23 protein-coding genes and 1 pseudogene are annotated in these 23,164 nt (G+C 72.1%); 10 read left to right on the forward strand and 14 right to left on the reverse strand.

What is annotated here, in order from left to right; translation table 11 throughout:
- Positions 1 to 50 precede the first annotated feature (50 nt).
- From IOD16_RS11585 to IOD16_RS11595, 3 genes and pseudogenes are all read right to left on the reverse strand, one after another.
- On the reverse strand, positions 51 to 1,049 hold the full coding sequence (locus IOD16_RS11585) for an IS481 family transposase (protein WP_201440037.1): 999 nt from the start codon (positions 1,047 to 1,049) through the stop codon (positions 51 to 53).
- A 127-nt stretch (positions 1,050 to 1,176) separates the two neighbouring features.
- A complete protein-coding gene (locus IOD16_RS11590; RefSeq protein WP_201440038.1) occupies positions 1,177 to 2,397 on the reverse strand; it encodes an IS4 family transposase in 1,221 nt (406 codons plus the stop codon).
- Between the two features lie 83 nt (positions 2,398 to 2,480).
- Positions 2,481 to 3,167, reverse strand: a pseudogene (locus IOD16_RS11595) (transposase); the annotation flags it as partial.
- Between the two features lie 289 nt (positions 3,168 to 3,456).
- Here IOD16_RS11595 and IOD16_RS11600 point away from each other — a divergent pair.
- Positions 3,457 to 4,377: an aldo/keto reductase gene (locus IOD16_RS11600; protein WP_236594913.1), complete on the forward strand. Its 921-nt coding sequence runs from the start codon at positions 3,457 to 3,459 to the stop codon at positions 4,375 to 4,377.
- On the opposite strand, the gene IOD16_RS11605 is transcribed toward IOD16_RS11600, so the two are convergent.
- Positions 4,349 to 4,645 (reverse strand): DUF6191 domain-containing protein, encoded by a 297-nt coding sequence (locus tag IOD16_RS11605; RefSeq protein WP_201440039.1) that lies wholly within the window; start codon positions 4,643 to 4,645, stop codon positions 4,349 to 4,351. The two genes, IOD16_RS11600 and IOD16_RS11605, sit on opposite strands and share 29 nt — an antisense overlap.
- Positions 4,636 to 5,130 (reverse strand): NUDIX hydrolase, encoded by a 495-nt coding sequence (locus IOD16_RS11610; protein WP_201440040.1) that lies wholly within the window; start codon positions 5,128 to 5,130, stop codon positions 4,636 to 4,638. The genes IOD16_RS11605 and IOD16_RS11610 overlap by 10 nt, the downstream gene beginning before the upstream one ends.
- Positions 5,131 to 5,234: 104 nt before the next feature.
- On the opposite strand from IOD16_RS11610, the gene IOD16_RS11615 reads away from it, so the two are divergent.
- From IOD16_RS11615 to prcA, 5 genes are all read left to right on the forward strand, one after another.
- Positions 5,235 to 7,712: an FtsX-like permease family protein gene (locus IOD16_RS11615; protein WP_201440041.1), complete on the forward strand. Its 2,478-nt coding sequence runs from the start codon at positions 5,235 to 5,237 to the stop codon at positions 7,710 to 7,712.
- 52 nt (positions 7,713 to 7,764) lie between these two features.
- The gene (dop, locus tag IOD16_RS11620) at positions 7,765 to 9,258 is read left to right on the forward strand and encodes a depupylase/deamidase Dop (RefSeq protein ID WP_201440042.1); all 1,494 of its coding nucleotides are present in this window, start codon (positions 7,765 to 7,767) and stop codon (positions 9,256 to 9,258) included.
- An 84-nt stretch (positions 9,259 to 9,342) separates the two neighbouring features.
- A complete protein-coding gene (locus IOD16_RS11625; RefSeq protein WP_053716644.1) occupies positions 9,343 to 9,537 on the forward strand; it encodes a ubiquitin-like protein Pup in 195 nt (64 codons plus the stop codon).
- Between the two features lie 34 nt (positions 9,538 to 9,571).
- The gene (gene prcB, locus IOD16_RS11630) at positions 9,572 to 10,420 is read left to right on the forward strand and encodes a proteasome subunit beta (protein ID WP_123742236.1); all 849 of its coding nucleotides are present in this window, start codon (positions 9,572 to 9,574) and stop codon (positions 10,418 to 10,420) included.
- Positions 10,421 to 10,475: 55 nt separating this feature from the next.
- Entirely contained in the window at positions 10,476 to 11,282 is an 807-nt protein-coding gene (gene prcA, locus IOD16_RS11635) for a proteasome subunit alpha (RefSeq protein WP_123742235.1), read from the forward strand.
- 54 nt (positions 11,283 to 11,336) lie between these two features.
- On the opposite strand, the gene IOD16_RS11640 is transcribed toward prcA, so the two are convergent.
- Positions 11,337 to 11,567 (reverse strand): hypothetical protein, encoded by a 231-nt coding sequence (locus tag IOD16_RS11640; RefSeq protein WP_201440043.1) that lies wholly within the window; start codon positions 11,565 to 11,567, stop codon positions 11,337 to 11,339.
- 93 nt (positions 11,568 to 11,660) lie between these two features.
- Between IOD16_RS11640 and IOD16_RS11645 the strand changes: the two genes are divergently transcribed.
- On the forward strand, positions 11,661 to 11,972 hold the full coding sequence (locus IOD16_RS11645) for a hypothetical protein (RefSeq protein ID WP_201440044.1): 312 nt from the start codon (positions 11,661 to 11,663) through the stop codon (positions 11,970 to 11,972).
- A 54-nt stretch (positions 11,973 to 12,026) separates the two neighbouring features.
- Here IOD16_RS11645 and IOD16_RS11650 read toward each other — a convergent pair whose 3' ends face one another.
- The 6 genes from IOD16_RS11650 to IOD16_RS11675 all read right to left on the reverse strand — a co-directional run bounded on the left by IOD16_RS11650 (position 12,027) and on the right by IOD16_RS11675 (position 17,506).
- The gene (locus IOD16_RS11650) at positions 12,027 to 12,479 is read right to left on the reverse strand and encodes an acyl-CoA thioesterase (protein WP_201440045.1); all 453 of its coding nucleotides are present in this window, start codon (positions 12,477 to 12,479) and stop codon (positions 12,027 to 12,029) included.
- A 40-nt stretch (positions 12,480 to 12,519) separates the two neighbouring features.
- Positions 12,520 to 14,061 carry a glycerol-3-phosphate dehydrogenase/oxidase gene (locus tag IOD16_RS11655; RefSeq protein WP_201440046.1) on the reverse strand — a complete coding sequence of 514 codons (1,542 nt, stop codon included), beginning with the start codon at positions 14,059 to 14,061 and terminating at the stop codon, positions 12,520 to 12,522.
- A complete protein-coding gene (glpK, locus tag IOD16_RS11660; protein ID WP_201440047.1) occupies positions 14,054 to 15,559 on the reverse strand; it encodes a glycerol kinase GlpK in 1,506 nt (501 codons plus the stop codon). The genes IOD16_RS11655 and glpK overlap by 8 nt, the downstream gene beginning before the upstream one ends.
- Before the next feature lie 10 nt (positions 15,560 to 15,569).
- The gene (locus IOD16_RS11665) at positions 15,570 to 16,316 is read right to left on the reverse strand and encodes an MIP/aquaporin family protein (RefSeq protein WP_328809448.1); all 747 of its coding nucleotides are present in this window, start codon (positions 16,314 to 16,316) and stop codon (positions 15,570 to 15,572) included.
- 67 nt (positions 16,317 to 16,383) lie between these two features.
- Positions 16,384 to 17,151 (reverse strand): IclR family transcriptional regulator, encoded by a 768-nt coding sequence (locus tag IOD16_RS11670; RefSeq protein WP_201440048.1) that lies wholly within the window; start codon positions 17,149 to 17,151, stop codon positions 16,384 to 16,386.
- Between the two features lie 58 nt (positions 17,152 to 17,209).
- The gene (locus tag IOD16_RS11675) at positions 17,210 to 17,506 is read right to left on the reverse strand and encodes a helix-turn-helix domain-containing protein (RefSeq protein ID WP_201440049.1); all 297 of its coding nucleotides are present in this window, start codon (positions 17,504 to 17,506) and stop codon (positions 17,210 to 17,212) included.
- Between the two features lie 151 nt (positions 17,507 to 17,657).
- Here IOD16_RS11675 and IOD16_RS11680 point away from each other — a divergent pair, with 151 nt between their 5' ends.
- Entirely contained in the window at positions 17,658 to 18,185 is a 528-nt protein-coding gene (locus IOD16_RS11680; protein ID WP_201440050.1) for an RICIN domain-containing protein, read from the forward strand.
- Between the two features lie 75 nt (positions 18,186 to 18,260).
- Here the strand turns inward: IOD16_RS11680 and IOD16_RS11685 are convergent, their stop codons facing one another.
- Together IOD16_RS11685 and IOD16_RS11690 are read right to left on the reverse strand one after the other, a co-directional pair.
- Positions 18,261 to 19,157 carry a bifunctional helix-turn-helix transcriptional regulator/GNAT family N-acetyltransferase gene (locus IOD16_RS11685; RefSeq protein ID WP_201440051.1) on the reverse strand — a complete coding sequence of 299 codons (897 nt, stop codon included), beginning with the start codon at positions 19,155 to 19,157 and terminating at the stop codon, positions 18,261 to 18,263.
- A 38-nt stretch (positions 19,158 to 19,195) separates the two neighbouring features.
- The gene (locus IOD16_RS11690) at positions 19,196 to 20,593 is read right to left on the reverse strand and encodes a bifunctional phosphatase PAP2/diacylglycerol kinase family protein (RefSeq protein ID WP_201440052.1); all 1,398 of its coding nucleotides are present in this window, start codon (positions 20,591 to 20,593) and stop codon (positions 19,196 to 19,198) included.
- A gap of 117 nt (positions 20,594 to 20,710) precedes the next feature.
- On the opposite strand from IOD16_RS11690, the gene pafA reads away from it, so the two are divergent.
- Together pafA and IOD16_RS11700 are read left to right on the forward strand one after the other, a co-directional pair.
- The gene (pafA, locus tag IOD16_RS11695) at positions 20,711 to 22,069 is read left to right on the forward strand and encodes a Pup--protein ligase (protein WP_053716655.1); all 1,359 of its coding nucleotides are present in this window, start codon (positions 20,711 to 20,713) and stop codon (positions 22,067 to 22,069) included.
- A gap of 40 nt (positions 22,070 to 22,109) precedes the next feature.
- Entirely contained in the window at positions 22,110 to 23,135 is a 1,026-nt protein-coding gene (locus IOD16_RS11700) for a WD40/YVTN/BNR-like repeat-containing protein (RefSeq protein WP_123742224.1), read from the forward strand.
- Positions 23,136 to 23,164: the final 29 nt, after the last annotated feature.

Here is a 23,164-nt window from a genome sequence, read left to right on the forward strand (position 1 = left end):
AGGCAGGAGTCGGGCCAGGATCTCACGGACTCCCTCGATCAGGGCGCCGGCTAATTGTACTGCCCCGTGAGGTTGGGGACGCGGCTGGCGGGTGGCTGGCCTGCGAGTGCGGTGTGGCCGCGGTGGTGATTGTAGGTGTGCAGCCATCGCGGCAGCGCCGCTCGTCGTTCGGCCTCCGAGGCGTAGGGCTGGGCGTAGGCCCATTCGTCGAGCAGGGTGCGGTTGAAGCGTTCGACCTTGCCGTTGGTCTGGGGCCGGTAGGGGCGGGTGCGTTTGTGCGTGATCCCGGCACCGGTGAGGGTGTCGTGCCACAGGCGTGAGCGGTAGCAGGACCCGTTGTCGGTCAGCACCCGCTTGACCGTGATGCCGTGGGCGGCGAAGAACGCCTGTGCCCTGGTCCAGAACGCGGTCGCGGTGCCCTTGGTCTCGTCGGGCAGGATCTCGGTGTAGGCGAGCCTGCTGTGGTCGTCCACGGCGTTGTGCAGGTAGGAGTAGCCCAGGTTGGGATGGCGGTGGGTCGTGCGGGGCCGGTCGGGATCGCGATGGGCGGAGCTGTTGCGCCGACCCGCGTGCCGGCCGTGCACCCTGTGGCCGCCGCCGTCGGGGATGTTGCCGAGCTTCTTGATGTCCACGTGGACCAGGTCGCCGGGCGCGGCGTGTTCGTAGCGCCGCACCGCGCGACCGGTGGCCCGGTCCAGGTGTGACAGCCGCGCCAACCGGTAGCGGACCAGCACCCGGTGCACCGTCGAGCACACCAGGCCCAGATGTGAGGCGATCCGGGCCGGGCCCCACCGGCGCAGCACCCGCACCTTGACGATCCGCCGCTCGGTCCGGGTCGGAGTGCGGCGCGGACTCGTACGCGGACGCGAGGACCGGTCGACCATGCCCGCACCACCCTGGTCGCGGTAGCGGTCCGTCCAGCGTTTCGCGGTGGACACCGACACCTGGAACCGCTCCGCGGCCCGCCGCAACGGCCACCGGTCCTCCACGACACACCGGGCCAGGCGCAGCCTGCCCGCCGGAGTCAGCGGTGCGTTAGCGTGGGTCACGAGGGCCTCCGTCGGTCAGGTGTAGACGTCGCAATCCACACCGAACCCGGAGGCCCTCCCTCATTCCAACATCATCCGACTACGTGTCGGACCGTTCACAACCTCCCCGGACAGAACAGCTAATCGTTCAGGGGGAAAACGCGGCCTGGGCGGTGGTCTGGCGGCGGGCCAGGCGCAGGGTGCGGATGAACGAGAGCCGGTCGGGGTCCAGGCCGGCGTCGGTGGCGGCGGTGTGCATCAGCGACCGGATCGCGTGGTGCACCAGCAGATGTGCCCAGACCTCCTGCTCGACGCCGTCGGGTGAGCGTGAGCGCAGCACCTGTCCGGGGCCGCGTTGGTGGGTCTTGAGTTCGTCCAGCGCGGTCTCGATCTCCCAGCGTTGGCAGTACAACGCCGCCAGCTCGCGTGCCGGGGCCTTGCGGTGGTCGAGGATCGTGGTGATCAGCCGGTAGGGCGCGTCGTGTTCGGGGCGGGCCGGATCGTCCAGCGTGTACTCGACCACCCGCACCGTCACCGGATCGGCGCGCCGGTAGTGGTCGCCCGTGGCCACGATCTCCGACAGATACGACCCATCGGGCAACTCACGGCGCACCGGCAGCACGACGTTGGCACGCACCCGCCACAACAGATCCGTCCCGTTCGCCGACGCGGCCCGCCACAACGGCAACCCCGCGAACCCCCGGTCGGCGATCAGCAGCTCGCCCTCGCCCAGGCCGGGGAACAACTCCCGGGCCAGGGTCGCCTCCGCTTTGGTGATCGGGCCCAGCGTGGCCGCGACGACGGCGTGGGTGCCGCACTCGGCCACGGCCACCACCCGCACCTGCGGAAAAGCCGCCCGACCACCGCTCGCCGCGGAACGGGCGCTGCCCGGACGCCCGAACCGCTCCACGTTCTCCGGCGTGTCCGGCACATCGAAGGTCGTGCCGTCGACCGCCAACACCCTCCAGGTCCGATACCACGACCCCCGCGTCGTCGGAGCGGCCAACGGCTTCGCGACCCGCTCGAACAACGCCTTCAACGGCGCCGCGCCCAGCTTGACCCGCGCCCGGGAGATCGCCGCCGTGGTCGGCACCCGCCACGGCTTCGACCACCGCGCCGCCCACGACAGGCCCTCGGTCAACAACCGGGCCACCTCTTCATAGCCCTGACCGGAGAACAGACACATCGCCAGCACGAAGTAGACCACCACCCGCGGCGGCAGCAACCGGTCACGCTGCCCCTCCCGCCCGGTCTCGGCGATCACCCGATCCACCAACTCCGGCGGAAACGACCTGGTCAACAACCCGATCACGATCCGATCCGACAACCGCGCATCCGTCTCGGGCTTCACCTGCCCAGGCCGTGGCATCCAGACACCTCCAGAACCCACAACCTACCCGATCAACCCTTAAGTCACCGGTATTGGCGCTAGACGAGTAATGCGTAAATGGGTCAGTGGTCGTAGGTGGTCAGGGACCGGGTGATCGGTTGGCCGGTAGCGCGGTTGTGCCGGATGGCGGCGGTGCGGGCCAGTTGTCGTTGGGCGATGCGGACGCCGACGCCCTCGATGGTGCGTCCGCCGTGCTGTTCCAGGTTCAACTGGCCCTTCACCGTGTTGTTGACCGACTCGATGAGGTGGCGGACGGACTTGAGCAGCGGCTCACCGGGATGCGGGGTCCGGTTGCGGTAGGACGGCCGGATCAGCCGGACCCCGCGCTCGGCCGGGAAACGGTCCGGTTCGGCGGAGACGTAACCCTTGTCGGCGATGATCAGCAGGCGGGGTCGATCGTCGAGCAGGTGGGGTTCGTGGTCGCAGATCGCCATGAGCACCTGCGGCTCGTCGATGTTCGGATCGGCCGACGCCCAGGTGATCGGCAGCCCGGCCGGGGTGCAGACCAGGTGCAGCCGCAGACCCCGGAACCAGCGTGAGTGGGAGCGGCAGAAGCCGTATTTCGCCCAGCCGGCCAACTCCGAGCGCTTCACGGTCGGCAGGGAGCGTCCGCATTCGACCGGGGTGGAGTCGACGATCCAGGTGGTGTCGGTCCACAGGTCGGTGTCGGCCGCCAACCAGCGCATGACCTGTTTGACCAGCGGCAACGCCGCGTGCAGGCGTCGGTTGTAGCCGGACTGGCCTGGCCGCGCCGACATCGACCAGGGCGGTCAGGTCGGACGGCGGACCGATCCACGTGATCATGGACAACGGGTCGGCCACCAAGACCCGAGTCGACCCGTCGAGCAGTCCGAGGCGGCCGGCGGGCAGGTCGGTTCGTGTCGCAGAACGTGCGGCGCAGGTCCCGATCACGTAGCCGGTGCCGCCCGGCGGGAGCGGCTTGGACATCTCACGGTCCACCGGAAGCCAGACCAGGCGTCCGGGCGCGCCACGTCCGGCGAACGGCGGCTTGGGAGGCAGGCCGTTACGGTGTCGGGCGTGCCCGATTTCGCCCTCGGCCTGGCCGCGCTCGGCCGCCCCGCCTACATCAACCTCGGCCGTGAGCACGCGTTGCCCGACGACCGGGACGTGGACGCCATGCGAGCCCACTGCCACGCCGTCCTGGACGCCGCCTACGCGGAAGGGGTGCGGCGGGTCGACGCGGCCCGCTCGTACGGCCGCGCGGAGGAGTTCCTGGCCCAGTGGCTGGCCGCACGGGGCCACCAGGACGTGCAGGTGTCGAGCAAGTGGGGTTACGCCTACGTCGCCGACTGGCGGCGGGACGCGGACACCCACGAGGTGAAGGAGCACTCCGTCGAGCGGTTCACCCGGCAGTGGCGGGAGACCGAGGAGCTGCTCGGCGCGCACGTCGGCCTCTACCAGGTGCACTCGCTGACGTCCGACAGCCCGCTCTTCGGCGACCCCGACCTGCTCCTCGCCCTCGGTGGCCTGCGCGACTCGGGCGTCCGCCTCGGCTTCTCCACCTCGGGTCCGCGCCAGGGCGAGACGGTCCGCCGCGCGTTGGAGCTCGCCGTCGAGGGCCGTCGGCTGTTCGACAGCGTCCAATCGACCTGGAACGTCCTGGAAACCTCGGTGGGGCCGGCGCTGGCGTTCGCCCGGGAGTCCGGCGCGGAGGTGTTCGTCAAGGAGGGCCTCGCCAACGGCAGGCTCGCGGTCGACCCGCCACCACCGGTGCGCGACCTGGCCGCCGAGCACGGTGTCGGCCCGGACGCCATCGCGTTGGCCGCCGTGCGCGCGCAGCCGTGGGTCGACGTGGTGCTCTCGGGCGCGGCGAGCCCGGAGCAGCTGCGCGCCAACCTGGAGGCGCGGGACGTCGACCTGGCGCCGGACGTGCTCGCGGGCTGCGCCGAGCCCGCCGAGCGGTACTGGGCTACTCGGGGGTCGCTGGCTTGGGGATGAGCCTGACGCTGCCCGAGTCGAGGTCCACCGGCCCGCGCGGCGGCGCGCCCGACTCCTCGTCCTCGCCGAGCATCAACGCCACCTGGCGCTGGTGCAGCTCGATGTGCTTGCTGCCGTTGAACAGGGTGGTGAACTCCTCCATCGCGGTCGCGGACACGACCGGGTGACCTCGGCGCCGGCGGACGGCCCGCCACAGCCGCTCGCCGGCGGCGAGGACGAGCAGCAGCAGGGCGAGGCCGGGGATCGACATCGCGAACATCATGCCCATGTGAACCACTCCCGGATCAGTGCCCGACCGTCCGGCACGACCGGCCACCCGGGGTCTTCGACCAACGCCCGCACCTCGTCCGCCCCCATCCAGCCGCCCCACGCCACTTCTTCCGGCTGGTGGACGAACGGACCGTCGCTGCGCACGTCGTAAACGTGCGCGACGTAGCGAATGGTTCCGTCCACGAACGTCGTCCTGAACCGGAACTCCGGCGTCGCCGAGATCCCCAGCTCCTCGGCCAACTCCCGCGCCGCGCACTCGTCCGGCGTCTCACCCGCCGCGACGACGCCGCCGCACGTCGGGTCGTGCAGCCCGGGGTAGACGTCCTTGGTGTCGGTGCGCCGGTGCACGTACAACCTGGTGCCGTCGAGAGAGCGCACGACGATCACCGCGCACACGTGCCACAGGCCTTCCGCGCGCATCCGGGCGCGGGTCGCCGTGCCGATGGGGGTGCCGTCCGGGTCCACCACTACTACGTGCTCCATGCCTGGATCCTCCCCAGGTAGTACCGGGCCGTGCTACCCCGGGCCGACGCCCGCCGACGCCCCCGGTTCCTAACGTCGTGGCGTTCGCGTCACGAGGAGGAGTTGTGCCCACATCCCTGCGGCTCGCGGTCGCCGAGTTCCGCAACCGGCCCGGTCGCGCCGCGCTGCCCGGCGTCGCCCTGGTGGTCGGCGTCGCCTGCCTGCTGGCGGCCCTGATGCTCAGCGACGCGATGGTCCGCGCCACGAACGAGGGCGCGCCCGCCGTGCCCGCCGGCGTCGACCTGGTCGTCCGCCCACCGCTTTTCGGCACGACCGCGGTCCTCGATCAGGCGACCGCCGATCGGGTGGCGCAGGTCGCCGGGGTGACGGTGGCGCAACCGATCCGCGAGGTCCGGGCGGACCTGCTGCTCGACGGCGGCCGGGCGGGCGACCGGCGCGCCACCGCCGACATCGAGCCGGACCGCGCCGACCTGCACCGCGTGCCGATCCTGGAGGGCCGCTCGCCCGGCTCGGACGGCGAGATCGCGATCGACCGGGTCACCGCCTACGAGCACGGCCTCAAGCCGGGCGCCTCGGTGCGGGTGGCCGACGCGGCGGGCAGGCCGCTGGACGTGGTCGTCCGGGGCATCACCAAACGCGGCTCGCTCGGCGAGGAGCCGATGATCGTGGTCGGCGAGGGCCTGGCCGCGAAGCTCGGCGGCACGCCCCGCGTCGAGGCGATCTACGTGCTCGGCGGCGACCGCGCCGCCGTGGCCCGGGCCGCCGGCGAAGGGCTGCCGGTGGACACCAGGGCGGAGATCGCCGCGGAGCCGCCCGACAACGACCTGGCGGCCGTGCTGCTGCCGTTCAGCATCCTGGCGCTGGCCACCTCCGTCTTCGTCGCCTCCGCCACCTACCGCGCCGTCTACGCGCAACGCCAGCGGCACACCGCGCTGCTGCGCTGCCTCGGCGCGCACCGGGGCCCGCTGGTCTGGGCGAACCTGTTCGAAGCGCTGCTCACCGGCGCGGTCGCGGGCGTGGTCGGCGCGGTGCTCGGCGGGTCGGTGGCGTGGCTGCTGGCCAGGTTGTTCGACGGCACCGGCCTGTCCTCGCTGCTCGGCGCGGTGGAGCTGAGCCCACCGCTGCTGCCCGCGGTCGGCCAGCTGGTGATCGGCGTCGTCACGGCGGCCACGCTCAGCGCGTTCGCCGCGGTCCGGCCCGCGCTGGCCGCCGCCCGCATCTCGCCGCTCGCGGCACTGCGGACGTCCGAAGGCCAGACGCCCGACCAGGCCGTGGTGCGCCGCCGGCGGATCTTCGGCATCGTGCTCGTGGCCGCCGCGGCCCTCATGGGCGGGTTGGGCGTGCTCGCCCAGGGCTCGCTGGCGGCGATCTTCCTGGTCCTGTTCTCCGGCATCACCGCCGTGTTCGGACTGTTCGGCGTGCTCGGGCCGGTGGTCGTGCCCGCGCTGGGCCGGATCTTCGGCACGGTCGCGAGCCGCTTCGGCGGCGCGCAGTGGAAGCTGGCGGCGGCCGAGGTGCGGCGGGTGCCGCAGCGGTCGGCGTCGGTGGCGATGCCGTTGCTCCTGGCCGCCGCCATGGTCACGTTCTTCGCCGTCACGGTGGGGTCGGCGCAGCGCATGGAGGACGAGTTCAGCAACGAGCCGCGGCCGGACGCGGTGGTGGCGGACTCCGGCGGGCGCGCGCTCGCCGGAGGTGTCGGCGCGGCGGCCAACCGGCCGGAAGCGGCGCTGACGGTCGTGCTGCACGGCGTCGAGGCCGAGCAGCGGGACGCGGAGGGGCACACGTTCCCGACCCAGGTCGTCGGTGCCGACCCCGAACCCCTGCGCGACTGGCTGAAAGGCCACCACGTCGCCGCCGACGACTTCGCGCCCGGCGCCGTGCTGCTCGAGGAGTGGTACGCCGAGCGGTTCGGCGCGCAGGTCGGCAGGCCGTTCACGGTCGAAGGGCTGCCCGGCGGGCCGCGCACCGCCACGGTCGTGGGCACGTTCACCGGATCGGTGCTGGACGACGCCGACGTGGTGCTGGCCGAACCGGACCTGGCGCCCGCCTCGAAGGTGCTGGTGGCGTTCGACCCGGGCGCGGACCCCGCCGCCTACGAGGCCGGCGTGCGGGCGGCGCTGGCCGGCTCACCCACCGTTCTGGTGAAGACGAAGGCCGAGACGACCGCGCAGAACCAGCGCTACCTCGACCTGGGGATCGTGATGCTGATGGTGCTGCTCGGGCTGTCCGTCGCGGTCGCCGTGACCGGTATCGGCACCGCGTTGACGATCTCCGTGCAGGAGCGCCGCAAGGAGCTCGCGCTCCGGCGCGCCCTCGGCGTGACCAAGGGCGGCCTGCAGGGTGGCGTGGTGGCCGAAGCGGTGCTGTTGTCGCTGGTGGGGGTGTTGGGTGGTGGTCTGTTCGGGCTCGTCTACGCGGAGCTGACGCTGGCCGCCGTCGGCGTGTTCGCGTGGCCCACGGCGGCGGTGCTGCCGCTGCTGGTCGGCGGCGCGGGCGTGGTGGTCCTGGCGGTGCTCGCGGCGTTCGGGCCGGCCCGGGGCGCGTCCCGGATCAGGCCCGCCGCGGGACTCGCGGCCGGCTGAAACGTGACCTGGGCACGGGCGGTGTGCCGGTGGAAGGTCGTAGTCTGCGTACATGCGGCGGATCATGGGAACCGAAGTCGAGTACGGCATCTCGGTGCCGGGTGACGCGACGGCGAACCCGGTGCTCACCTCGACACAGGTCGTGCTGGCCTACGCGGCGGCCGCCGACATACCGCGGGCGCGCCGGGCGCGCTGGGACTACGAGGTCGAATCGCCGCTGCGCGACGCGCGCGGCTTCGACCTCGGCGCGCCCGGCGGCCACCCGGGCGACAGCGATGTCGAGGACCTGGGCGCGGCCAACGTCATCCTCACCAACGGCGCGCGCCTCTACGTCGACCACGCGCACCCGGAGTACTCCGCGCCCGAGGTCACCAACGCGCGCGACGCGGTGATCTGGGACAAGGCGGGGGAGCGGGTGATGGAGGAGGCCGCGATGCGCGCGGCCACCGTCCCCGGCCAGCCACGGCTGCAGCTCTACAAGAACAACGTGGACGGCAAGGGCGCCAGCTACGGCACCCACGAGAACTACCTGATGCAGCGCAGCACGCCGTTCACCGCGGTGATCGCCGGGCTCACCCCGTTCTTCGCGTCCCGCCAGGTCGTGGTCGGCTCCGGCCGCGTCGGCCTCGGCGCGGCGGGCGAGGAGGCCGGCTACCAGCTGTCCCAGCGCTCCGACTACATCGAGGTCGAGGTCGGCCTCGAGACCACGCTCAAGCGCGGCATCATCAACACCCGCGACGAGCCGCACGCCGACGCGGACAAGTACCGGCGGCTGCACGTCATCATCGGCGACGCGAACCTGGCCGAGTACTCCACCTACATCAAGTGCGGCTCCACGTCGCTCGTGCTCGACATGATCGAGGCCGGTCGCCGGTTCGACGACCTGCGGTTGCAGGAGCCGGTCCGGGCGGTGCACCAGATCAGCCACGACCCCACCCTGAAGGTGAAGGTCGAGCTGGCGAACGGGCGCAAGTTCACCGGGTTGGACCTGCAGTTCGCCTACTACGAGCGGGCCTCCGCGTTCGTCGAGCAGGAGGGCCACGGCGACCGGGACGTGCTGAGGGTGTGGGGCGAGGTGCTCGACGCGCTGGCCCGCGACCCGCAGGAGTGCGCCGACCGACTCGACTGGGTGGCGAAACTGCGGTTGCTCGAAGGATATCGCTCCAGGGACGGCCTGGCCTGGGGCTCGCCCCGGCTGTCGCTGGTCGACCTGCAGTACTCCGACGTGCGGCTCGACAAGGGCCTGTACAACCGGCTGGTGGCCCGCGGCTCGATGAAACGCCTGGTCAGCGAGGAAGAGGTGCGTGCCGCCATCCTCGCGCCGCCGGAGGACACCCGCGCCTACTTCCGCGGTCGCTGCCTGGAGCGCTACCCCACGTCGGTGGCCGCCGCCTCGTGGGATTCGGTGATCTTCGACCTCGGTCGTGAATCACTCGTCCGGATCCCCACCCTGGAACCCCTGCGCGGTACGAAAGCGCACGTCGGAGCCCTGCTGGAGGCCTCGGAAACAGCCGAGCAGCTGGTGGAGGCGCTCACCCGGGGCTGATCAACAGACCCGAGTGGCAGGCGCACGGTGTCGTACCTGGTGGGTAGTGTTTAACTCGCAGGACCCGAGGACCGGGAGGTCGACATGGCCCAGGAACAGGTTCAGCGCCAAGGCGGCGGTGACGGCGACGAGAACGGCGACGGCGCGGCCGGCGCCGGCCAGGAGCGCCGGGAGAAGCTCGGCGAGGACGTCGACGCCATCCTCGACGAGATCGACGACGTGCTCGAGGAGAACGCCGAGGACTTCGTCCGCGCGTACGTGCAAAAGGGCGGCGAGTAAGAAGCCGCCGGCGGGACAGGAGAGAAACGCACACATGGACCACAGCCCGACCGGGCACTACCCGGCCGCGTCGTTGCCCCCGGCCTACCTCAGGCCGGGGTCGTCGTCGTTCACCGATTTCCTCCGCGCCCAGGCCCCCGAGCTGCTGCCGTCGAGCCGTCCGCTGCCCGAGGGCAGCGTGGTGCAGGCCCCGCACGGCACGACCATCGTCGCCCTCACGTTCAAGGGCGGCGTGGTGATCGCGGGCGACCGGCGCGCCACGATGGGCAACGTGATCGCCCAGCGCGACATGAAGAAGGTGTTCATCACCGACGACCACTCGGCGGTGGGCATCGCCGGCACGGCGGGCATCGCGGTGGAGATCGTCCGGCTCTACGCGGTCGAGCTCCGGCACTACGAGAAGATCGAGGGCGTCTCGCTGTCGCTGGACGGCAAGGCGAACCGGCTCTCCGCGATGATCAAGGGCAACCTCGACGCCGCGCTCGCCGGCCTCGCCGTCGTGCCGCTGTTCGCGGGTTTCGACACCGACGCGCCCGACCCGGACCGCGCGGGCCGCATCATCTCCTACGACGTGACCGGCGGCCGGTACGAGGAGTCGCAGGGCTACCAGGCCGTCGGCTCCGGCTCGCTGTTCGCGAAGTCGGCGATGAAGAAGCTCTACGACCCCGACGCGGACGCCGAGGGCGCCGCCCGGACGGCGATCGAGGCGTTGTACGACGCGGCGGACGACGACTCGGGCACCGGCGGTCCGGACGTGATCCGCAAGATCTACCCGGTCGTGGTGACGATCACCGCCGACGGCGCGGTCCACCTGCCCGACGCGGACACCGCCACGCTGGCCGAGTCCGTCGTCGAGGGCCGTCGGGCCAGGCCGGCGGGCTGAGCGCCGTGTCGACCCCCCACCCCACCCGCATCCGCCGAGCCCGGGAGCCGCAGCAGTGACGATGCCGTTGTACGCCTCACCCGAGCAGATCCTCCGCGATCGCGCGGAGTACGCCCGGAAGGGCATCGCCCGAGGCCGGAGCGTCGTCGTGCTCCGGTACGCCGACGGCGTGCTGTTCGTGGCGGAGAACCCGTCCGCGACCCTGCACAAGGTGTCCGAGATCTACGACCGCATCGCGTTCGCCGCGGTCGGCCGCTACAGCGAGTTCGAGAACCTGCGCCAGGCGGGCATCCGGTTCGCCGACATCCGCGGGTACCAGAACGACCCGCGCGACGTGACGGGCCGCTCGCTGGCGAACGTGTACGCGCAGACCCTCGGCTCGATCTTCGCCGAGCAGATCAAGCCGCTCGAGGTGGAGATCTGCGTGGCCGAGGTCGGCGTCGAGCCCGAGCAGGACACGCTGTACCGGCTGACCTACGACGGGTCGATCGTGGAAGAGCCGCAGTACGTCGTGATGGGCGGCCAGGCCGAGGCGACGGGCACCGCGCTCAAGGACGCCTACACCGAGGCCCAGCCGCTGGCCGACGCCGTGCGCACCGCGGTGAAGGCCCTCAGCGCCGGCAGCACCACCACCGGCAACGGCAAGCCCGACCTCCTCGACCGCGGCAAGCTGGAGGTCGCGGTCCTGGAACGCGCCCGGCCGCGTCGCGCGTTCCGCCGCATCACGGGCGCCGCGCTGGCGGCCCTGCTGCCCGGCGACGACCCGGCGCCCGCGGCCGAGGCGGAGGAACCGCCCGCCAAGGGCGGCAAGAAGAAGGCCGTGACGGACGTGAACCTCCCGCCGAACGACGACAAGGCGTAGGTCCCGCCCGAGACCGCGAAGGCCCCCGGCACACCGCCGGGGGCCTTCGCCGCGTCACAGGAAGATCTTGACCAGCTGATCGCGTCCCTCGGGATCGCGCAGTACCACCTGGTTGCCCGCGCGCAGTTCCGAGTCGACGAACTCGTAGATCAGCAGCGCCCGGTTGACCAGGTCGACCTTCTTGAGCCCGGTCCGGTCCTGCAGCTTGCCCAACGCCTCGACCGCCTCCGCGATCAGCGCCACGTTCACCCGATCCGCCACGGCGGGCCGCTCGGTCGACGACATGACTCCACCCTTCCCCGACTCTGGATGAAGAACCGGCGGTAGATCGAGGGGGTTGCCGCCGATCGGGGGTCATGTGGGAAGAAGGTGCACCGGATGAGTGAAGTGAGACCGGACCCGGGACCTGTCGGGTCCGACCTGGCCGCGGGGTGGGGCGATCCGACCCGCGCGGCCCGGATACGCCTGGAGAAGTCGGGTTTTCTCGTGGAGGCGACGGTGCCCGCCGCCCACACGTCCCGCCTGCTCGACGCGGTGGTCGTCGCCTTGGCTGCGGCGGGCGCCGTGGTGTGTCCGGTGCTCACGGTGAGGGCGGTCCCGCCGGACTTCCCCACGTGGGCCGCGGTGGCCCTGGTCGCCGGGCAGATCGGTCTGCTCGGTGTCCTCGCGCTGGTCGCTCGCCGCAGGTGAAGAGGAGCGGGTGGGGCACTCGACGGGTGAGTGCCCCTTTCGCGTCACGTCACGTCACGCGCGGGCCAGGGGGGACGGCAGTTCGGTGAAGTCCTTGGTGCGGTCCAGGCCGGTGAGGACGGCGAGCAGGTCGTCCGCCGGCGCGACGAGCTTGCGGGCGTCCAGGTCCAGCCAGCCGCCCGTGGTCACGACGGTGGCGGCGGTCCGGCCGTCGGCTTTGACGATCTTGTTGTGCAGGCGGAACCGCGCGCCGTCCGACGCGAGGCCGGCCAGCCGCAGTTCCACCACCACGGTGTCGAGCAGGCGCAGCTCGGCCCGGTACCGGATGTCGTCGCCGTGGGAGATCGGGCCGATCCGGCGGGCGGCGAACTCGGTGACCGGGAAACCGGCCGACGCGAAGTACCGCATCCGGTTGTCCTCGGCCGCGTCCAGGTACGCGGTGGTGCGCATGTGGCCGTTCTGGTCGACGTCCGGCCAGCGCACGTGAGTGGTGGTGGTGAAGGGCATGGGTCGAGTATGCGCAACCCGCCCACGCCTCCCGCCCGGGCTACGCGGTCGCCTCGGCCAGCAACCGGCCCGTGCGCTCGCGCACCGACGGCGTGTCCAGCCCGCGCACGACCACGGTGGTCCGCCGCCGCAGCACGTCGTCCACCTCGGTCGCCCACTCGTACCGCTGCGCGTGCGCCACCTGCGCCCAGATGTCCGGCCCGTCCGGGTGAACCCGGTCCAGCAACGACGGGTCGTCCAGCGCCAGCGCCAGCACCTCGTGGCTCACCGTGCCGTAGTGCGTGGCCAGGTGCCGGAGCACGTCGTCCGGCACCGACGGCAGCTCACGCCCCAGCTGCGCGCTCACCCGATCGGGCAACGCCGCGCCGGGCAACGCCGCCGGCACGCCGTCGAACGCGTGCGTCAGGTCCCGGCCCAGGGCCTCGCCGACCCGGGCCAGCACCGACGCGCCGATGCGCCGGAACGTGGTCCACTTGCCGCCCGCCACGCTGATCATCCCGCCGCGCCCGCGGGTGATCACGGTCTCGCGCTTGGCGTGGCTGGTGTCGCCGGACCCGCCGGGCAGCACGCGCAGCCCGGCGAACGTGTACGCCAGCCGGGAGCGGTCCAGCGCCGACCCGACGATGCCGACCGACGCCTCGCCGAGGATCTGGTCGACGTCGGCCGGCGAGCACCGCACGTCGGCCGGGTCGCCCTCGTAGGGCTCGTCGGTCGTGCCGAGCAGCAGTTGGCCCTCCCACGGGATCGCGAACGACACCCGCACGTCGTCCACCGGGATGGTCATCGCCGCGCGCCACGGCGTGTCCGTCCTCAGCACCAGGTGCGAGCCCTTGGACAGCCGGATGCTCGGCGGGGCCGCCGGGTCCTCCAGCCGCCGCACCGCGTCCAGCCACGGCCCGGTCGCGTTGACCACCACCGACGCGTCCAGCCCGAACGCGCCGCCGTCCACCTTGTCGCGCAGCTCCACCCCGGTCACCCGGTCGCCGCGCTTGCGCAGCCCCACCACCTCGACGTGGTTGAGCAGCACCGCGCCGGCCTCGGCCGCGGCACGCGCCGCGGTGATGGCCACGCGCGAGTCGTTCATCTGGTGGTCGTGGTACAGGGCGGCGCCGCGCAGACCCGACGTGCGCAGGTGGGGCACGTACTCGACGGCCCGCTTCGCCGACAGCACCTTGCCGACGCCGTCGCCGAACCCGGACAGCGCCGAGTACAGCACCACGCCCGCGCCGAGCACCGACCGCGAGTGCGGCCCGCCCCGGTACACCGGCACCAGGAACGGCAGCGGTCGCACCAGGTGCGGCGCCAGGTGGTCGCCGAGCGCGCGCCGTTCCGCGTGGTTCTCGCGCACCATCGGCACTGCGGCCGGACCCATCGCCAGGTACCGCAGGCCGCCGTGCACGAGCTTGGACGACGCGCTGGACGTGGCGCCCGCGAAGTCGCCCGCCTCCACCAGCGCCACCCGCAGGCCCGACCGCGCCGCCGCCCACGTGGTGGCGATGCCCAGCGCGCCGCCGCCGATCACGACCAGGTCGAAGGCGCCGTGTCCCAGCGCCTCGCGCGCCCTGGCCCGTTGCTCACTCATCGTTGTCGTCCTCGTCAATCCAGCCGACGGTCCGCTCGACCGCCTTCTTCCACTTGCGGTAGCCCTTGTCACGCGTCTTCGCGTCCATCGTCGGCAGCCACTCGGCCGCCTTGTGCCAGTTCTCGCGCAGGGTCTCGGTGTCCGACCAGTAGCCGACCGCCAGGCCCGCCGCGTAGGCCGCGCCCAGGCACGTGGTCTCGGCGACGATCGGCCGCACCACGGGCACGTCCAGCACGTCGGCCAGGAAGCCCATGAGCAGGTTGTTGGCGGTCATGCCGCCGTCGACCTTCAACGCGACCAGGTCGACGCCGGAGTCGGCGTTCATCGCGTCCACGACCTCGCGGGTCTGCCACGCGGTCGCCTCCAGCACCGCGCGGGCGATGTGGCCCTTGTCGATGTAGCCGGTCAGGCCCGCGATGACACCGCGCGCGTCGGACCGCCAGTGCGGCGCGAACAGGCCGGAGAACGCGGGCACGAAGTACGCGCCGCCGTTGTCCCGCACCGACCGGGCCAGCGTCTCGATCTCGGGGGCGCTGGAGATCAGCCCCATCTTGTCCCGGAACCACTGCACCAGCGCGCCGGTGACGGCGATCGCGCCTTCCAGCGCGTACGCGGCCGGCTGGTCCCCGATCTTGTACGCGACCGTGGTGAGCAGGCCGTTCTCCGAGACCACCGGCTTGTCGCCGGTGTTGACCAGCAGGAAGCTGCCGGTGCCGTAGGTGCACTTGCCCTCGCCGGGCGAGTAGCAGGTCTGGCCGAACAGCGCCGCCTGCTGGTCGCCGAGCGCGGACGCCACGGGGACGCCTGCCAGCGTGCCGGTCGCGGTGCCGTAGACCTCGGCGGAGGAGCGGATCTCCGGCAGCATCGCCCGGGGCACGCCGATCGCGTCGACCAGCTCGTCGTCCCAGTCCAGCGTCTCCAGGTTCATCAGCATGGTGCGGCCGGCGTTGGTGACGTCGGTGACGTGGCGGCCGGTGAGCTTCCAGATCAGCCAGGTGTCCATGGTGCCGAACAGCACCTCGCCGCGTTCGCCGCGCTCACGCAGGCCGTCGACGTGGTCGAGCAGCCAGCGGACCTTGGGTCCGGAGAAGTAGGTGGCCAGCGGCAGGCCGCACTTGTCCCGGAACCGGTTCTGGTCGCCCAGCTCCTTGACCAGCTGGGCGGTGCGGGTGTCCTGCCAGACGATGGCGTTGTGCACGGGTTTGCCGGTGGCCCTGTCCCACACCAGCGTGGTCTCGCGCTGGTTGGTGATGCCGACGGCGGCCAGGTCGTGCACGGTCAGCGACGCCTTCTGCAGGGCGCCGTGCACGACGTCGAGCACGTTGGCCCAGATCTCCTCGGCGTCGTGCTCGACCCACCCGGGCTTGGGGAAGATCTGCCGGTGCTCCTTCTGCGCCACGGAGACGATCGCGCCGCCGTGGTCGAAGACGATGCAGCGCGAGGAGGTCGTGCCCTGGTCGATGGCTGCCACGAAAGAACGAGCGGGGTAGGTGCTCACGGGACGCTCCTCAGTAGACGGCGATGTCGACGAGCCCGGCCAATGCTCCGCCGATCAGGGGACCGACGACGGGGATCCAGGCGTACCCCCAGTCCGATCCACCCTTTCCGGGGATCGGCAGGACGGCGTGCGCGAGGCGCGGACCGAGGTCGCGCGCGGGGTTGATGGCGTAGCCGGTGGGCCCGCCGAGGGACATGCCGATGCCGACGACCAGCAGGGCGACGATCAGCACGCCGGTGCCGGAGGTCTCCAGGCCCTTGGTCTGGCCGGTCGCCAGGATGACGAACACCAGCACGAACGTGGCGATGACCTCGGTGGCCAGGTTCTGCGCGCGGTGGCGGACCTCGGGTCCGGTGGCGAAGACGCCGAGCACGTCGCCGGTGTTGGCGCGGAACTGGCCGAGGTAGGCGAGGTAGCACAGGACGGCGCCGGTGAACGCGCCGAGGAACTGGCCGGCCAGGTAGAGCGGGACGGTGGCCCAGTCGCCGTTGTGGATGGCCAGGCCGACGGTGACGGCGGGGTTGAGGTGCGCGCCGGACAGCGGCGCGACCGCGTAGGCGCCGGCGAGCACCGCGAAGCCCCAGCCGAACGTGATCACCGCCCAGCCGGCGCCGTGGGACTTCGACTTCGCCAACACCACGCCCGCGACCACGCCGTTGCCGAGCAGCAACAGCAGTGCGGTGCCGAGGAACTCACCGATGAAGATCGACTGGTTGGTCATCCACGCGCCCTCTCTGGCCTGAATGCCGTTCGACAATGTCGTACGGTGCGCGTGAATCCTGTGCCGACGCTCACAAGATGTCAACCCTTCCGGAACGCCCGCGTCACCAGGGGATGGCGCCGAGCTCGCGCGAGATGGACCGCGCGGCCTCCCGCACGTACGACACGAGGTCCGTGCGCGGCTGCTTGGACTCGTCGCACAGCCGCTCGACGGGCCCGGAGATCCCGACCGCGCCCACCGTCACCAGCCGCCGGTCCCGGATGGGCGCGGCCAGCGACACCTCGCCCTCGACCAGCTCCTCGACCTCGGCCGCCCAGCCGCGCTGCCTGACCTGCTCCAACGCGTCGCCGAGCCGGTCGAGTCCGGTGATGGTGGCGGCGGTGTAGGCCTTCAGGGGCTCGTCGTCGGCGAGGCCGAGGCCGACCGGGTCGTCGGCGAGCAGGACCTTGCCCAACGCGCTGGCGTGCGCGGGCAGCAGCGCGCCGACCTCGAGCACCTGGCGCGAATTGTCCGGTCGGAACACGTGGTGCACGACCAGGACCTGGTTCTCGTGCAGGGTGCCGATGCGGACGCTCTCCATGCTGCGCGAGGCCAGCGAGTCCGACCAGTTCAGCGCGCGGGTGCGCAGCTCGTTGCCGTCGAGGTAGCTGCTGCCGATGTGGAACAGCGCCGCGCCGAGCCGGTACTTGCCCGTGTCCGGCGACTGCTCGACGAACCCGACCAGCTGCAGCGTCCGGAGGATGCCGTGCACGGTCGGTTTGGGCAGCTCCAGGGCCCGGGCCAGCTCCGCCACCCCCATCTGCCGCGCGCCGCTGGCCAGCAGCCGCAACACCGCGGCTGCCCGTTCGATGGACTGGATGGGTCCGGGCACGCGCTCACTTTACCGCGTCCCCGTTCGACCATGTCGAACCCGTGCTGTCGCGTGGCGGTCAGCGGCGTTCCGGGGCCAGGCCGAGCAGCCGGCGGCCCTCGGGTGGCATGTCGACGCCGTCCGCGATCCGCTCGATCGTGTCCAGCGTGGGCAGCCGCCGCCCCCGCATGTACTCGCTGATCCGTCCCTGCGCGATCCCGGTGACGCCGGCCAGGTCGTTCTGGCTGCACCCGGCGTGCCGCCTGATCAACGCCAGCAGGCCCGCGATGTCCCGCGCCCGCAGCGCGGCCACGACCTCGGGGCGCGACCACAGGCTCTCCGGCACGCGCGACACCCACCCTGCTCTTCGTTCCATGCGAATTCCCCCCACTGGGGAATCGCCCCGGGCGGAGGGGGGCGTTACGCGCGGGCACCGGTCCATCACACGGTGATATCTCACCTTGTGCTGCCGAACCCGCGCCCCGCCCTGCGACCGTTCCAGGTCCGCAACCTAGGGGGGAACCGGGATGAAGTACCTGACCAAGCTGCTCGCCGTGGCGGGCCTGCTGCTCACCGCCCTGGCCGTCGCGCCGTCGAGCGCCTCGGCCGCGTCCACCGCGTCCGCCGCGCCGGTCGCGTCGGTCGGCGCGCTGACCGCGAACGGGCCCATCTACAACCAGCACGACTGGCGCTGCCTGGACTCGGACGTCTCGTCGTCGACCCACAACGGCACGAAGGTGCAGATCTGGGACTGCAACGGCTGGACCAACCAGCAGTGGACCTACTACTCCGACAACACCATCCGCAGCACGCACGACGGCCGCTGCCTGGACGCGGACGTCTCGTCGACCACGCACAACGGCACCAAGGTGCAGGTCTGGGACTGCAACGGGTGGAACAACCAGAAGTGGACGATCTACACCAACGGGCAGGTCGTGAGCCGGCACGACGGGCGGTGCCTCGACCTGGACGTCTCGTCGACCACGCACAACGGCAGCAAGGTGCAGCTGTGGGACTGCAACGGCTGGCTCAACCAGGCCTGGTACAAGCCCTGACACCGCTGTTCCCGTGACCACGGGGTCGCCCCGCCGCCGCGCGGGGCGACCCCGTGGTGCGCCCCGGGCGGGCCGTCACAGCTCCAGCGACCAGGTCTGCGCCTCCACGTCGCACCCGAACAGGCGCTCCGGCGTGCTCCGGTCCACCCGGAAACCGGCCTTCTCGTAGAGGTGCCGCGACGCCGCCAGGCCCGCCACGGTCCACAGCTCCATCCGCTCGTACCCGGCGCGGCGCGCGAAGCGGAGGCACTCCTCGACCAGCCGCGCGCCGATGCCCAGGCCCCGCGCGGCCGGTTCGACGAGGAGCAGGCGGAGCTTGGCGGTGCGGTCGTCGACCCTCGTGCAGAAGATCGAGCCGACCGGTTCGCCGTCGACCTCGGCGATCCACGCCGCCTCGCGGTCGGGGCGGTGGCGCTCCCCGTACTCGCCCGCGACCCGCGCCACCAGGGCCTCGAAGGTCTGGTCGAAGCCGCACTCCTCCGCGTACCGGACGCCGTGCCGGTTGACCACCCACCCGAGGTCGCCGGGGCGCAGCGGGCGCAGCAGGTACGCCCGGGGCGTGCCGGTGAGCAGGCGTTCGATCTTCCGCATCGCCGCCGCCAGCTCCGCCCGGTCCGCCGGCGCCACCCGGTCCAGCAGCGCGCCGATCCCGGCGTCGGACCGGGCGTCCAGGTCGGCGAACACCGACTCGCCGCGCGGGGTCAGGGCGACGACGTGGCGGCGCGCGTCGCGTTCCGAGGCCGTGCGGGTGACGAGGCCGGCGCGGTCGAAGGAGGTCAGGATGCGGCTGAGGTAGCCGGCGTCCAGGGCCAGCGCGGCGCGGAGGTCGGCGGCCTCCCGCGCGCCCGAGGCCAGCTCGAACAGCACCCGGACCTCGGTCAGCGAGTACGGCGAGGCCAGGTAGCCGCGGTCGAGCACGCCGATCACGCCGGTGTAGAAGCGGTTGAACGCGCGGACGTCCGCGACCGTCATCGTTGACTCCCTCAACAGTACCGTTGACGGAGTCAACCTTATCCCTGCGGTCGGTAGATGCCCAGGGCCGCCGGCCGCGACCGGAACTCGAAGGTCGACCCGGTGGGGCCGACCTCGCCGTCCGTCGCGATCGCCACCGCGCCGTCGAGCAGCCGCACGTCCAGCCAGCGCGTCTCCAGGTGCACGTAGGTCCGGCTGCGGTGCAGGGAGCCGAGCAACGCGCCGAGGAAGAACCGCGCCCGGGAGAACCGGGTGTCGGCGCGGATGTACCGGACGTCCATCAGGCCCGCGTCCAGGGCGGGCCGCATGGTCGGCGCGAAGCCCTTCGGCCGGTACGGGCCGTTGCCGACGAACAGCATCCACACCAGCCGCCGCTCGCCGTTCAGCTCCACCCGCATCGGCCGCGACGTGCGCAGCACCCGGGCCAGCGCGATGGCCGCCGCCGGCCACTTGCCCCACTTGTCCTGGAGCTTCTCCCTCACCCGCACCATGTCGGGGTAGCCGCCGAGGCTCGCGGTGTTGACGAACCAGCGCGGGGCGGCGCCGTCGACGGCCACCGCCGCGAGGTCCACCAGCACGCCGTCACCGTCCGCGACCGCCCGCGCGGCGTCGTCCAGCCCCTGGACGCCCACGTCGCGCGCGAAGTGGTTCAACGTCCCGGCCGGCACGAGGACCAGCGGCAGCCGGTGCGCCGCCGCCAGCGCGGCGACCGCGGCCACCGACCCGTCACCGCCCGCCACCCCCAGTGCCTGCGGAGCGTGATCGGCGATCACCGTGTCGAGATCCTCGATTCCCACGATCGTGGCTTTGGGCCATTCGTGGGCGATCTGGTCCGTCGGATCGTCCGCGCCCATGCCCGCGCTCGGGTTCACCACGACCACGAGACCCTCGCCGTCGACCAGCGCCGCCAACGACCGGTGTTCGCGCGCCGACGCGGGCTCGGTGCGCCCCAACGGCCACCAACGCCTGGTCAGCAGGGCCGCGCCGACCCCGATCGCGGCGCCCGCGGCCACGTCGGACGGCCAGTGCACGCCCGTGTGCACCCGCGAGTACGCCACCGCCGCCGCGACCGGCGCGACCGCCACCGCCAGCGCGGGCGACTCCATCGCCAGCGCCGTGGTGAACGCCGCCGCGGACGCCGCGTGCCCGGACGGGAACGACGACGACGTGGGACGCCTGGTCAGCCGTCTGGGCGCCGAGAGCAGGTCTGCGGCGGGCCGGCGGCGCGGGAACAGGCGCTTCGCGACCAGGCTCGCGGAGAAGCTCGCGCCACCGAGCGCGGCCACCCCGCGCAGCCCCGCCCGCCGCGTCACCCCTTTGCGCAAGGCCAGCACACCCGCCACCACGAGCCACAACACGCTGTGGTTGGCGGCGCGGGACAACTTCTTCATGCCCACGTCGAACGGAGAGGCGCGCAGACCCCCGGTTCGGGTCATCAGGGCAAGGTCCAGGCGGTTCACTCGTCGGAGCACGACGAGAACGTTATCCGCGAAATCGGCGTGACGCCCGATTGGATCACTGAGGAAAGCGCCGAATGCGCCTACTGTTGAGGGATGCAGCGGCGGATCTTCGGCATTGAGACTGAGTTCGGGGTGACCTGCACCTTCCACGGGCAGCGCAGGCTGTCCCCGGATGAGGTCGCGCGTTATCTGTTCCGCCGGGTCGTCTCGTGGGGACGCTCGTCGAACGTCTTCCTGCGCAACGGCTCTCGGCTCTACCTGGACGTGGGCTCGCACCCCGAGTACGCCACGGCGGAATGCGACGACCTCGCCCAGCTCGTCACGCATGACAAGGCTGGTGAGCGGATCCTCGAAGACCTGCTCGTCGACGCCGAGCGCAGGCTCGCCGACGAGGGCATCGGGGGAGACATCTTCCTGTTCAAGAACAACACCGACTCCGCGGGCAACTCCTACGGTTGCCACGAGAACTACCTGGTCGCGCGGGCGGGGGAGTTCTCCCGCATCGCCGACGTCCTGCTGCCGTTCCTGGTGACCAGGCAGCTCATCTGCGGCGCGGGCAAGGTGCTCCAGACGCCGCGCGGAGCGGTCTACTGCCTGTCGCAGCGGGCCGAGCACATCTGGGAGGGCGTGTCCAGCGCCACCACCCGCTCCCGGCCGATCATCAACACCCGCGACGAGCCGCACGCCGACGCCGAGCGCTACCGCAGGCTCCACGTGATCGTCGGCGACTCGAACATGTCCGAGGTGACCACGCTGCTCAAGGTGGGCAGCGCCAACCTGGTGCTCGAGATGATCGAGCAGGGCGTCCAGTTCCGCGACTTCAGCCTGGACAACCCGATCCGCGCCATCCGCGAGATCAGCCACGACCTGACCGGCAGGCGCACCGTGCGGCTGGCGGGCGGCAAGGAGGCCTCGGCGCTGGACATCCAGCGCGAGTACTACGAGCGCGCGGTGGAGCACGTGGCCAAGCGCGCGCCGGACCCCATGGCCGAACGGGTGCTGGAACTGTGGGGCCGCACGTTGGACGCGGTCGCGTCGGAGGACCTGTCCAAGATCGACCGCGAGATCGACTGGGCCATCAAGTACCGGCTGATGGAGCGCTACCAGGCCAAGCACGACATGGACCTGTCCAACCCGCGCATCGCCCAGCTCGACCTCGCCTACCACGACATCCGGCGCGGTCGGGGCATCTTCGACCTGCTCCAGCGCAAGGACCAGGTGGAGCGGGTGACCGACGACGGCGAGATCGAGGCCGCCAAGGACACCCCGCCGCAGACCACGCGGGCCAAGCTGCGCGGCGACTTCATCGCCGCCGCGCAGGCCGCGGGCCGCGACTTCACCGTCGACTGGGTGCACCTCAAGCTCAACGACCAGGCGCAGCGCACCGTGCTGTGCAAGGACCCGTTCCGCGCGGTGGACGAGCGCGTGGAGCGGCTGATCTCGTCTCTCTAGCGGTATGCCGGCCGGGGGATCTTCGTGAGGCTCACACCTCATGAAGATCCTCCTCCTGGCGGCGGCCACGGCGGCGTCGCTGCTGGCCGTGCCCCCGGCGCAGGCGCACGACGCGACCTGGCAGCCGCGCCCCACCGGTGTCGACGTGAAGCTGCGGGCGGTGTCCGCGGTGAACGCGCACGTCGCGTGGACCAGCGCCGGCAACTCCGTGCTGCGCACCGTCGACGGCGGCCGGTCGTGGCGGTCCGTCGCCCCCGCGGACACGGCCGACCTGGACTTCCGGGACGTCGAGGCGTTCGACGCCTGGCACGCGGTCGTGCTGGCCATCGGCCAGGGCGAGGCCTCCCGCGTCTACCGCACCGCCGACGGCGGCCGGACCTGGTCGTTGAGCTTCAAGAACGACGACCCGGCCGAGTTCTACGACTGCATGGCGTTCTTCGACCGGTTCCGCGGGCTCGCGGTGAGCGACACGGTGGACGGCCGGTTCCGGATGGTCTCCACCTCCGACGGCGGCCGGTCGTGGCAGCGCGTGCCGCAGGAGAACTTCCCGCCCGCGGTCGTCGGGGAGTTCGCCTTCGCCGCGAGCGGCCAGTGCGTGAGCACCGCCGGGCCCCGTGACGCGTGGATGGCCGTCAGCGGCGGCCCGATCGCCCGCGTCCTGCACTCCGGCGACGGCGGCAGGCACTGGACGGTGTCGGACACGCCGTTGCCGAGTTCGGCGACCACCGGCGCCATGGCGGTGGCGTTCCGGTCGCCCCGGCAGGGCGTCGTCGTGGGCGGCGACTACAAGAACCCGACGTCGCGGATCGCCGGCCTCGCGTGGAGCGGTGACGGCGGCGCGACGTGGACCGGGCCCGCCCAGCCGCCGTTCGGCTACCGGCCGGGCGCGGCCTGGTGGGGCGACTCGGTGGTCGTGGTGGGTCCGACCGGCAGCGACCTGAGCCGGGACGGCGGCCGGACCTGGAGGTCCCTCGACACCGGCAGCTTCGAGACCGTCGACTGCGCCGGCGCGGTGTGCTGGGCGGCGGGCGAGCACGGTCGGGTGGGGCTGCTGAGCAGGCGTTAGAAGCGGGAACGACGAGGACGGCGACCCCG

Origin of the sequence: Saccharothrix sp. 6-C, assembly GCF_016695385.1 — a bacterium.
Lineage (GTDB): Bacteria > Actinomycetota > Actinomycetes > Mycobacteriales > Pseudonocardiaceae > Actinosynnema > Actinosynnema texasense.